This is a genomic window from Bacillus sp. AP50 (assembly GCF_040492675.1).
GTDB classification, from domain to species: Bacteria; Bacillota; Bacilli; order Bacillales; family Bacillaceae_G; genus Bacillus_A; species Bacillus_A cereus.
The window spans coordinates 1-11,739 of sequence record NZ_JBEUTW010000292.1 but is presented as its reverse complement, the minus strand read 5'-3'; the positions used below and the strand labels follow the sequence as shown (position 1 = coordinate 11,739).

Below are 11,739 nucleotides of genomic sequence, written 5' to 3'. Positions count from 1 at the left end.
ATTTTATATATGACTCATTGGAATCTAATGAGTAGGTATCTTCATTTATGATAAAAATCAATCATAGTGAGGAGAAACAAAATGAATACGATGACTTTTGAAAAGCTACAATATAACGAATTAAAGGATATAGTGAAATCTTATTGTGTAAGTGGATTAGGTAAGGAATTATTAAACAAATTAGAGCCGAGTACGAGTATAAAAGTAGTGAGAAATCGGTTGAATGAAACGACAGAAGCACGAGCTATATTAGATGCAGAAGGGCATGTTCCTTTCTTCGGCATTTCTAATATTGCTAGTACAATTCAAAAATTAGAAAAAGGGATGATTTTAGATCCAGAAGAATTAGTCAGTGTTTCAGACTTTTTACGCGGATGTAGAAAGATTAAAAAGTTTATGTTAGATAAAGAATTTTTTGCAACAGTATTAGCTTCTTATGCAAATTCAATGACTGAATATAAAAGTATTGAAGAGGAAATTAACTTTTCAATTAAAGGAAATAGTATTGATGCAGCTGCAAGTAAAGAGTTAAAACGAATTCGAAATAATATCGATTCTGTAGATGGGAAAATAAAAGAACGTTTAACGAAGTTTTTAAATAGTAGTGCAAATAAGAAATTCATTCAGGAATTCTTTATTAGTAAAAAGGATGACCGTTATACGATTCCAATTAAATCTTCCTATAAAAACCAAGTTGCTGGAAGTATTATTGAAGCCTCGGCAAAAGGTTCTACTGTATTTATAGAACCGCATACGGTTACGAAATTGAATGCGGAACTAGCGGGTTTGAAAGCAGAAGAAGCGGTTGAAGAATATCAAATTTTAGCGACTTTATCAGGAATGGTGTTAGAAAACATTTATAGTATAAAGATTAATATGGAGCTAATTAGTCAGTATGATATGGTATTTGCAAAAGCGAAGTTTAGTAAATCGATTGATGGAATAGAACCGAAGTTAAATGATCATGGCTACATTCATTTAGTGAATTGTAAGCATCCGCTTTTAACAGGGCAAGTTGTACCCTTAAATTTTAAAATTGGTCAAGAGTATCGTAGTTTAATTATTACAGGGCCGAATGCGGGCGGAAAGACAATTGTGTTAAAAACGATTGGATTGTTAACATTAGCTACAATGTCAGGTCTTCATATTGCAGGAGATAAAGGTACAGAAATCGCTATTTTTGAAAATGTATTTGTAGATATTGGTGATAATCAAAGTATCGAAAACGCATTAAGTACATTTTCATCTCATATGAAAAATCTTTCTGAGATTATGAGGATGTCAAATAATAATACGTTACTTTTATTTGATGAAATAGGAAGCGGTACAGAACCGAATGAAGGTGCAGCACTTGCAATATCTATTTTAGAAGAGTTGTACCTTACGGGATGTATTACCGTTGCGAGTACGCATTACGGAGAAATTAAACGATTCTCAGAAATGCACGATGACTTTATGAATGCAGCGATGCAGTTTAATAGTGAAACGCTAGAGCCGCTTTATAAATTAGTTATCGGAAAATCAGGAGAAAGTAATGCACTTTGGATTGCGAATAAAATGAGCGTAAAAGAACATGTGCTGAAAAGAGCGAAAGAGTACATGGGAAATAAAGAGTACGCTTTAGAAAAAGTGAATGAAAGTAAAATTAGAAAACCGAAATTTGTACAAGAAAAAAGAGAATTTCATTATGAGTACAAAATCGGCGATCGTGTGAATTTATTAGATTATGATGATTTTGGTATCATCTATAAGGAAAAAGATAATTTTTATAACGTCGTTGTATATTATAACGGTGAATTCGTTGAAGTAAATGTAAAACGTATTACTTTAGAGGTAGCAGCGAAGGAGTTATATCCAGAGGGATACGATTTAAATACACTATTTGTCGATTATAAAGAGAGAAAAATGCAACACGATATTGAGCGCGGATCGAAAAAAGCACTTCGTAAAATTCAAAAAGAAATAAGAAAGAATAGAGGATAAGTTAAAATGGTAACGATTAGACAAGAACAAAAAAATGATTATAGAAAAACAGAAGAAGTTGTAAAAGAAGCATTTTTACATGAAGAGTTTAGTGATAAAAAAGAACATGAACTTGTAAAACGTATTAGAAAAAGTGACGCGTTTGTTCCTGAGTTATCTATCGTTGCGATAGATGAAGAAATAGTCGGTCACATTATGTTATCGAACATTACAATAGAACAAGGTGGAACTTCTGTAGAATCGTTAGCACTTGCACCAGTTTCAGTTGCTAGGGGCCATCAGAAGAAAGGAATTGGTGGAAAACTGATCACGGCTGCTTTAGAAAAAGCGAAACAACTTGGATACGGATCAGTTGTAGTATTAGGACATCCAGAGTACTACCCGAAATTTGGTTTTAAGAAAGCAAGTGAGTGGAATGTAAAAGCACCGTTTGAAGTGCCTGAAGAGGTATTTATGATAATGGAATTAACAGAAAATTCTCTTCGAGGTGTAGAAGGAATTGTACAATATTCGAGTGCTTTTGCTGAGTAGGAGTACCGGTTAAGAAATGTAATCATAAAAGATGCTATCTTTTTGTATGGATATACAGAAAGATAGCTTTTTTTATTAAGCGGATCTACTGACGTATATTTTGCTCAATGAATAATTGAGGTGGTAAAATTGATATAGAAACGTAAAGGGAGAGAATGAAATGAATAAGCGAGAAACACATAGCAATGAGAATGTAGTGACGTTATATGTTACAAGACACGGTAAAACAATATTAAATACGAATCATCGCGCGCAAGGTTGGGCAGATTCTCCTTTAGTAGAAAGAGGTGTTGAAGTTGCCACAAATTTAGGAACAGGATTAAAAGATATTCATTTTATGAATGCGTATAGTAGTGATAGCGGCCGCGCAATTGAAACTGCTAATTTAGTATTAAAATATAGTGAGCAATCAAAATTAAAACTTGAGCAAAGAAAAGATTTGCGAGAATTAAATTTCGGTATTTTTGAAGGTGAAAAACTTGAGAATATGTGGGATGTGGTTGGAAAAGCTGCAGGCGTTGCATCACCAGAAGAACTCTTGAAGCTTTCTATTCAAGAAGTGATTAATCTTATTAGAGTAGCAGATCCGACAAAACAGGCGGAAGATTGGGAATTGTTTTCTACTCGTATAAAAACAGAGATAGATAAAATTAGTGAAGAAGCTGCTGGAAATGGTGGCGGTAACGTCTTAGTTGTCGTTCATGGGCTTTTGATTACTACCTTAATAGAAATGTTAGACAGTAGCAAAACAAAACTTGGAGTGGAAAATGCTAGCGTGACGAAGATTGTATATCAAGATGGAACATACACAGTGGAGTCGGTTGGAGATATGAGTTATGTTGCAAAAGGGAAAGAAAGTGTGGAAATATAATACTATCTTAAATAGATATAAGAAAAGGAAGTTAGTAAAATCTAGCTTCCTTTTTATTTTTTAGTGCATCATTTATAAGGTTATATTGGGATATTATAATGAAACTTTCTATTGTGTAGAACGTTTCTTTGTTCAACAATCGGGTCATTTAATTGAATAAGGGCGTATTTTTTTGAATAGGACCACTTTGTTAAAAAGGATACATCCAATTTTTAGCGAATACAGGGTTATAAATAAGAAAAAGTGGTGAGATAAATAGGAAAAGAATGTAATTCCTTCTTGGACAATAAAACGGAAAAATGTATAATTAACAGACTTCAGAGCGCGGGTTGTGTTTTCGCAGAAGAAGAGACCCGGTTACTTATTTCAGCAGCCCGAACTCCAGAGGAGCTCAAGAGAATGGTGGAAATGCGAGCCAATGGTTTGCCACTTGAATATGTTGTTGGATACGCAGAATTTTGTGGGTTGCGGATAGAAGTGGACCGAGGTGTTTTCGTACCTCGTCAACGTACCGAGTTTCTTGTTCGCCAAGCAGAAGCTCTGTTATGCTTTGGTGATATCGTCGTTGATCTATGTTGCGGTTCAGGTGCTGTGGGTGTAGCTCTGGCGGCAGCTTTAGGACGAATTGAATTGTATTCTGTTGACATTGATCCTGTCGCAGTACGATGTGCTAGCCGCAACGTAACAAATTTCGGTGGCCATGTTTTTGAAGGTGACTTGTATAAAGCTTTGCCTCACGCACTTAAAGGCCATGTGAATACCCTAGTTGCAAACGTACCTTATGTTCCTACCGAGACAATAAAGCTGCTTCCACAGGAGGCCCGTCTACATGAACCGAAAATGGCGCTAGACGGAGGAGAGGATGGACTCGACATTCAGCGAAGAGTAGCAAAAGAAGCATTTCTCTGGCTCGCATCGGGAGGGCATCTTTTAATAGAGACGAGTGAAATGCAGGCAACTCAGACTTTTGAAATCTTTGCTGGTGCTGGGCTTACCACGAAAGTGACTAGAGATGAGGAATTAGATGCCACTGTTGTTATAGGATCAAAATCTAGTTTTTAGCTTAAATCGGTACGTAGCCTTATTCATAAATAAAAATGATAATTTTCTAGCAATATACAAATAAAAGAACATATGCAATTAAAGGGAGTTTTAATTGAGAAAAGAGCTCAAAAATTATTCGAGTGATACATGGGATCGTTATTTGAAGAAGTAAGGACATAACATATTAGTTATATAAAATATGTTATGTCCTTTCATTTATCAATTTTTTTCACTATAGGTCTTCACAAAATTTTAATCTAGCTTTCTTTTCATTTTATGAATTATGGGATCAATAAAATCTTCCCAGTACTTTTTCTGCTCTCTAATAATTCATGTGCACGGGCACCGTCTTGTAAAGAGAATGTAGTAGGACTTGCAATGTTCAATTTTCCAGTAGCGATCCAATCAAATAATTGAGTAGAGCGCTGCTTACGTTCTTCAAAAGTAGTAAGTACGTTCCAAAGGTCTCCGCCAGTTAAAGTTTTCGAAGTATCCATAAGCATACGTGGATCAATGGGCGCAGGATTACCACCGGCCATTCCGTAAAATACGACAGTACCACCGATTTTAGTAGCGTTAAAACTTTCCTCAAGTGTAGAGCCTACTGATTCATATACAACATTTACTCCAGTACCGTTTGTTATTTCAAGTACTTTTGAATGCCATTTTTCAGTATATAAAAATACGTGATCAGCCCCAACTAACGTGGCTACTTTGGTTTTTTCGGTTGATGACGTAAGACCGATTACTGTTCCACCCTGTAGTTTAATCATTTGAATAAGAAGTTGACCAACGCCACCAGCCGCAGCATGGACTAAAGCTGTATCACCTTGTTTTATTTGATAGCTATCTTTCGTTAAATAATGTGCCGTTAGACCTTGCAATAAGATAGAAGCGGCTGTTTCAAAAGAAATTGAATCTGGAAGCGGGATTGCTTTTTCTGCTGGAACGGCAACTAATTCTGCATTTGCGAATGGAACGTCAGCAAATGCAATACGGTCTCCAGGATTGATAGTAGTAACGTTAGCACCTACTTCTTCAACGATACCAGCGCCTTCATAACCTAATATATAAGGAGGGTTACCAGCGAGGTGATAATCACCACGGCGTCTATAAATATCTGCGAAATTTAGACCGATTGCTTTCGTGCGGATAAGAATTTCATTTGGATTAATGATTGGATCAGGGATTTCTTTATATTGAAGTACATCAGCATCTCCGAATGTTTCGAAACAAAGTGCTTTCATATGGAATACCTCCATTTTATTGTTTGTCGATGCTCTTTATCATACAATATAAATATCAATAGACAAAGAGGATTATTCCGATGAAATCAATCGGAAATATCGATTGAAAAAGAGGGATGATAAATGGAGATAAAACAATTAATTACATTTAAAGTAGCAGCAGATACTTTGAACTTTACACAAACTGCGAAGAAATTAAACTTTGCTCAATCGAGCGTTACAGCACAAATTAAAACGTTAGAGGCTGAGCTCGGTACACCACTATTTGAGAGATTAGGGAAACGTCTTTTCTTAACTGAAGCAGGAAGAAAGTTTCAACTATATGCAGACAAGATAATCGCACTTAGTAACGAAGCAAAGACGGCCGTGAAAGATGATGAGGAAATAGCAGGTACGTTAATAATTGGTGCACAAGAAAGTCAATGTACATACAGACTGCCTTCTATATTAAAGAGGTTTAAAATACAATTCCCCAAAATAAAGCTTATATTTAAACCAGCACATTCCAATAAAGATGCGAAGGAACAATTGATGGAGGGAAAAGTAGATCTTGCATTTATTTTGGACGAATGTAAAACAGAAGATGTTTTACATGTGGAACCACTTATGAAAGAAGAATTAAAAGTAGTAGCTGCTCCAGGGCATATTTTACTTGAACAGACTACTGTTTCTATAAAAGATTTAGAGAGTGAAACACTTTTATTAACAGAATTAGGCTGCTCATATAGAACTTTATTTGAAGAGCTATTTCGCGGGGAAGATCTATATCCAGCAAATAAAATTGAGTTTGTTAGTGTGGAAGCAATTAAACAATGTGTTATTGCAGATTTAGGTATAGCCGTTTTACCAGCGATAGTAGTAGAAAAAGATATACGGGAAGGGACGTTAAAGGAGTTAATGTTAAACGAAACAATACCTCCAATTTATACACAAATTGCTTGGCATAAAGATAAATGGATGACAGCACCACTGCAGCAATTTATTGATGTAACGAGGGAGTTTTTTACAACAAATTAAGTGGAGAAATATTTATTTTATATAAAAGAAAAAATGGAAATTTTGTATAAAGAACCGATGCTTGAATATAACAAGTATCGGTTCTTTTATGTTTTAAATAAAGGATGCTATAAAATGTGTATTTCTCAACTTTTTTTCTTACAAGGATAAGTAAAGTTCTTCGTATATTCCAATAATCATAAGGGAATTTACAACGTTAATTCGTTTTTGTAAGATGCCTCTAGGAAGCATGGAAGGAGGGCTGACACAGCAGTATAGGTTGTGTTTAGTATACATAATCATTTTGAGGGGGAATTAAAAATGTTTAAAAAGTTAATGAAAGTATGTGTGTTAAGTGTAGCGAGTGTAGGGGTATTATTTAGTTTTCAAGAAAGTACATTTGCAGCTACTGATCTGAGTAGCTATTATGACGGAAAAAATCCAGCAACAACGAAAGTATACGGGGGAAGTACAACATGTGATGCAGATGGATTTAATGCAAAGTCTACAGCAGTTTATGAAGGTAGTAAAAAAGTAGGAACAGTGTATTTACGTTACAGTAATACATGTCATGCGGCATGGTCTAAGCTTGTTTTAGATCAACCAGCACCTTCTGTTTCTGGAGGAGTATATGCTTACGCTGTTATTAATAAATATAAAAATGGTGTATTCCAAAAATCAGTAGATTCTAATAGTGGTAATGGAGCAATTAAAACGGGGCAAACGAGCACTTATACAGGAATGGTGTTTGATTTAACTGCTGATTTTGGTTATACAGCTGATGCCGAAGCAGTGACGATTAATAATGGTTACGGGAAAACTGGACGTTATTAATAAAGGAGTGAAATCCTGTGAAACTTATTAAAAAGGTAAGCGCATGTCTTTGTCTGGCATTGCTCGTCGTAACTAGTGTGTTTAGTACGACCAATAATGATAAAGCATTTGCAGAAGACCATTCGTATGATGGGAAAAGTCCGTATTACAATAGTTGTGATCAATCAGCAGTAACGAAAGAAAAGAAGTGGATTGATTCAAATTCTTATGTGGAATTAAAATTTAGCACGACGTGTAAAACAGCGTGGGCAAAAGTTACTGTAACTCGCCTGGCAGTTTATAATAATGAAGCTGATGCAAGGATTGTTAGAAAAACAGATGGAAAGGCATACACTTGCGGAAGTGCTGGAGGAAATGGTGTTGTAAATAAAGGGCAAACATCATGCTATACGCCAATGGTATATGATTTAGATCCAAGAAAAGCACAAGCGCAGGGGAAACATACAATTCCGAATAGTGATGCATATAATTATGCGGAGACTATTTGGTATTGATACGATTATACATGTTTTAAGAGCTGTTATTTGATATAAAAATGAAAGAGCCTTACTGCATTTTATTGTGGTAAGGTTCTTTAAAATTGTTTAATAGATTAAGTACATTCATTTACAAAGGTCTCTCTATATAATCGCTTTTAAGTATGGCCATAATAATTTCATCTGAGTATGTATCGTTATAAAATAAAGATTGACGTAAGGTTCCTTCTTTTGCAAAACCAACTTTTTCATAAGCTTTAATTCCGCGTAAATTATGGCTAAATACTTCTAACTGTAAACGATTTAATGATAGTTGTTCAAAAACAAATCTTAAAACTATTTTAATAGCTTCAGTTCCATAACCTTGTCCTGTTAATGCTATTGAAAGCATTGATATTCTGAATCCTGCTCTTTTGTTCTCCTCATCGATATCTAAAATCGACAACTCTCCAATCATCTCTTCAGTACTTTGTAAACAAATAGCGAAATCATAGCGACTTGAATCATTATTTATATGATCTATATGTTTCGTAATTTGCTCCAATGAAAAAGTGGACTTAGTTCCAGTCATATATCTTATTTCATCATCCATTGTACTTTCTAATATAATAGGGGCATCTAGCTGGCAAAGAGGCCTTAAATAAATTCTTTCGCTCTCTAATCTCATTATAATTTTCTCCTTTAGTTAGTAATTGAATGTATAAATACTTAAACTTTCTTCAATGAATTACATAAAAAATATGAACCTTAATTCGATGTTACATGAATTTTATAATGGTATGGTATACCTAAAACAAATAATAAAAGTTTTATACACAACAAAATGTATCAACGAGTTTTTTGATCATACTATTATTCTTGCTGCTCATTCCGCTTTGAAATGAACACGAATGTATTAACTAAGGTCTGTATCAGGAGGAGTATATCCAAGGTGCCTAGCCATTGATACAATTTGTCCTTTATGATGAAACTCATGAGTTTCCGTATGAGTTAAAAGCCATAGCGGAGTTGTACTCCAAGGCTCTTTTTGCCACTTTACTTCATTTGCAATATTTTCGAGCCAACGGTCATTGTATTCATCTAAAAAACGTTGTACAGTCTCATCTACTAACTTAAATCTAGCGCGAACTTTTTTCACATCTGCATGCTCAATTTCGTAATCGCTAGCAAATGAAAAGTCTACTCGCTTTTGTTTAAATGCGAATGATCCAAGCCAGTATCGGTAGCAATCGGCTACATGAATATGAGTCTTTATAATGCTACCGCTCCCGAAATTAGGAACTGTGCTATGTAATTTTTCTACTGGGATTTCTTCCAAAAACGAAAATAGAGTTTCTCTTGTAGAGCTAATAAGATTATATTGCTGTTTTAAAACATGTAACATGAAATTAACACTCCTCTTTTATTTACTAAACTATTTGTGTAATAAGTAATTTTATATGTACGAGAGGTGAACCTTTTTATTATTTTTACTAAGCATATTAGATGTATTTCTTCATTGTTTCTGATAGATTAAACAAAGTGAAACTTTAATGAATTGAACATTCTTAGTTCATAATAAAATGTACATGAAGAAGGAGAACGATAAAATGAATAGAATAATTGGTCTAAAACAATTTGAAATAACGCGCGGGGCATTACTTAAATTTATGGAGACGCTAGATGATAAAACTGTGGATACGCAGCCAGAGGGTTTTAACAATACAATTCGTTGGCATATCGGTCATGTATTAACGGCAGCAGAAGTTTTCATGTTTGGAAAAGAATTCAAACAATTACCAACTGAATATCCAGGTATGTTTGGATATGGATCAAGACCATCTAAATGGACAACAGAAGGACCATCATTAGAAGTGTTAACGGTCCAATTAAAAGAACAAGCAAAACGTATTAAAGAAATTCCAGCAGAAGCATTTGAAAATAAACTGCCAGAGCCATTTCTAGGATTGGAAACAGTTGGTGAGCTTTACGGTATGATGCTTTATCATGAAGCTGATCATATTGGACAAATGAAGGCGATGGAACGTATTATTAAAGCTCTTTAGTCTTAATTGCATATAACAAGCAATACAGGTGTAATGTTAAATGATATAAACAAAAAAGGTAGATAAATTATTATCTACCTTTTTTGTTTAACTTCTTGAAGGATTAGGGATTATCATCGTGATGCTGATGAAGAAGGATAAGAGGATTTTATAATTTTTATGGTGTGATTATTAATTGTAGTATTCCTAAATATGGAATATAAGTATAATGATAGAGAAGAACTAGAAATAGGGGTGAATACTATGATTACATTAGAGCAAAAGTTGGAGCAATATAAACATACATATGTACAGTTAAAGGGAGAACTAAAATGGAAAACGAGCGATTCTCGAACAGGAATGATGATTGCTGCTATGTATGCAGGTAGTGATAAACTGTTTGATCTCGGACGTTTTTTAGAAATTAGTAGTTATATTAAGAATCAGGTAGGGATGTTTTCATACTTAAAGTCTTATCATCGTTTTGTAGTGGCCGCAACATTAGATATTCACTTTACAGATTACCAGAAAGCTTTTCGGGAGTTTTTAGATTTATATGAACAATTGGTCACTGGTGGGTTTAGCCGGAGTATATTTACTTATCTCGCAGCAGCTGTACTTTTAACAGAAGAAAATGAACAGCATGGCGCGCACATTCAACGCTCGATGCAAGTATATAAACGCATGAAAAAGGATCACCTCTTTCTTACAAGTACAAATGATTATCCGCTCGCGGTTTTATTAGCAGGACAATCAGAGAATGTAGACACACTTATGGACCGAGTGGAACGCCTTTATCAGAAACTAGCGACAGCTGGTTTGCATAAAGGGAATGATCTTCAATTTTTGAGTCATATTCTTTCACTAAAGAAGGATGTCAGGGAAGAACTGTTAGTCGCAAAATGCACAAATATATGGAATTTGTTAAAGCAAGAAAAGGTAAAAGTAAAACAGATGCATTACCCAGCTATCGGGTTACTAGCGTTACTCGAGGATGGAGAAAAAGAGATTCATTCTATTAGAGCATTTATTGAAAAATTGCAGGGGGATAAATTGTTCCGTTGGCATACAGATACAAATATTCTTATTGCTATTCAACTGTTCGTAAGTCAGAAAGGTGAGGAAAGTAAAACTACCAACACAGGTTTACAAACAATGATAGAAGTCCTCATACAAGCACAACAGGCTGCTATGATGGCAACGATTGCCGCTTCATCTGCAGCAACATCTTCTGCTAGTAGTAGTTCATAATGTGCAACTGCTTATACTCTTGTAAATTATAACTCCTTTGATAAGGTTGATTTAAAAAATATTACTAAAAAAAAGCCCATCACTCTCTAATGATTGATGGGCTAACTGTTTTTACATAATTAGCATTATCTTTTTGATTGCTTCAAATGTTTGAGCTGCGTGACAATCATAATGCTAATAACAACGAGTAAAAACCATGAACTAATTTTGCTTAAGTGAATGAGATTCCATGTTTCCCGTTGATTTGGAGATTGCCATGCTCCGAAAAATGTTGCGATATTCTCTGCAATCCAAATGAAGAAACCGATAAGGAAAAAGGAGAGAACGAGTGGCATTTTATATGTAACGCCTTGTAATGAAAATTGTACAAATGTGTGTGTGAAAACAATGAATAGTAGAAAAGTAAAAAAATAGTTTGCTATTTAAAAAAAGTGGGGATATAATATCTAAATGAAAATGATAATTATTATCAATAGTAATTA

General features: G+C 34.5%; 12 protein-coding genes and 1 pseudogene. 9 read left to right on the top strand and 4 right to left on the bottom strand.

The window, feature by feature from the left end; translation table 11 throughout:
- Positions 1–81: 81 nt before the first annotated feature.
- The 4 genes from ABWK52_RS20185 (at position 82) to ABWK52_RS20170 (ending at position 4,447) form a co-directional block, all read left to right on the top strand.
- Complete coding sequence (locus tag ABWK52_RS20185; RefSeq protein ID WP_098541137.1) at positions 82–1,983, top strand: endonuclease MutS2; 1,902 nt, start codon at positions 82–84, stop codon at positions 1,981–1,983.
- A 6-nt stretch (positions 1,984–1,989) separates the two neighbouring features.
- On the top strand, positions 1,990–2,514 hold the full coding sequence (locus ABWK52_RS20180) for a GNAT family N-acetyltransferase (protein WP_069604838.1): 525 nt from the start codon (positions 1,990–1,992) through the stop codon (positions 2,512–2,514).
- Positions 2,515–2,674: 160 nt separating this feature from the next.
- Positions 2,675–3,385: a histidine phosphatase family protein gene (locus ABWK52_RS20175; protein ID WP_001042057.1), complete on the top strand. Its 711-nt coding sequence runs from the start codon at positions 2,675–2,677 to the stop codon at positions 3,383–3,385.
- A gap of 279 nt (positions 3,386–3,664) precedes the next feature.
- Positions 3,665–4,447, top strand: a complete 783-nt coding sequence (locus tag ABWK52_RS20170) for a putative protein N(5)-glutamine methyltransferase (RefSeq protein ID WP_002196763.1) — start codon at positions 3,665–3,667, stop codon at positions 4,445–4,447.
- A gap of 263 nt (positions 4,448–4,710) precedes the next feature.
- Here ABWK52_RS20170 and ABWK52_RS20165 read toward each other — a convergent pair whose 3' ends face one another.
- A complete protein-coding gene (locus ABWK52_RS20165) occupies positions 4,711–5,676 on the bottom strand; it encodes a quinone oxidoreductase family protein (protein WP_000645261.1) in 966 nt (321 codons plus the stop codon).
- Positions 5,677–5,799: 123 nt separating this feature from the next.
- On the opposite strand from ABWK52_RS20165, the gene ABWK52_RS20160 reads away from it, so the two are divergent.
- The 3 genes from ABWK52_RS20160 to ABWK52_RS20150 all read left to right on the top strand — a co-directional run bounded on the left by ABWK52_RS20160 (position 5,800) and on the right by ABWK52_RS20150 (position 8,000).
- The gene (locus ABWK52_RS20160; RefSeq protein ID WP_000403876.1) at positions 5,800–6,693 is read left to right on the top strand and encodes a LysR family transcriptional regulator; all 894 of its coding nucleotides are present in this window, start codon (positions 5,800–5,802) and stop codon (positions 6,691–6,693) included.
- 300 nt (positions 6,694–6,993) lie between these two features.
- Positions 6,994–7,506, top strand: a complete 513-nt coding sequence (locus ABWK52_RS20155) for a DUF2690 domain-containing protein (RefSeq protein ID WP_000473748.1) — start codon at positions 6,994–6,996, stop codon at positions 7,504–7,506.
- 17 nt (positions 7,507–7,523) lie between these two features.
- Complete coding sequence (locus ABWK52_RS20150; RefSeq protein WP_098541135.1) at positions 7,524–8,000, top strand: DUF2690 domain-containing protein; 477 nt, start codon at positions 7,524–7,526, stop codon at positions 7,998–8,000.
- Between the two features lie 112 nt (positions 8,001–8,112).
- Here the strand turns inward: ABWK52_RS20150 and ABWK52_RS20145 are convergent, their stop codons facing one another.
- Positions 8,113–8,649, bottom strand: coding sequence for a GNAT family N-acetyltransferase (locus tag ABWK52_RS20145; protein ID WP_001235431.1), 537 nt, complete (start codon positions 8,647–8,649; stop codon positions 8,113–8,115).
- A gap of 228 nt (positions 8,650–8,877) precedes the next feature.
- Positions 8,878–9,366, bottom strand: a complete 489-nt coding sequence (locus tag ABWK52_RS20140; protein ID WP_000903460.1) for a DinB family protein — start codon at positions 9,364–9,366, stop codon at positions 8,878–8,880.
- Positions 9,367–9,550: 184 nt separating this feature from the next.
- Between ABWK52_RS20140 and ABWK52_RS20135 the strand changes: the two genes are divergently transcribed.
- Together ABWK52_RS20135 and ABWK52_RS20130 are read left to right on the top strand one after the other, a co-directional pair.
- Positions 9,551–10,027, top strand: a complete 477-nt coding sequence (locus ABWK52_RS20135) for a DinB family protein (protein WP_113623480.1) — start codon at positions 9,551–9,553, stop codon at positions 10,025–10,027.
- 192 nt (positions 10,028–10,219) lie between these two features.
- Positions 10,220–11,257, top strand: coding sequence for a DUF4003 domain-containing protein (locus ABWK52_RS20130; RefSeq protein WP_002103418.1), 1,038 nt, complete (start codon positions 10,220–10,222; stop codon positions 11,255–11,257).
- A gap of 125 nt (positions 11,258–11,382) precedes the next feature.
- Here ABWK52_RS20130 and ABWK52_RS20125 read toward each other — a convergent pair.
- Positions 11,383–11,670, bottom strand: a pseudogene (locus ABWK52_RS20125) (DUF817 family protein); the annotation flags it as partial.
- Positions 11,671–11,739: the final 69 nt, after the last annotated feature.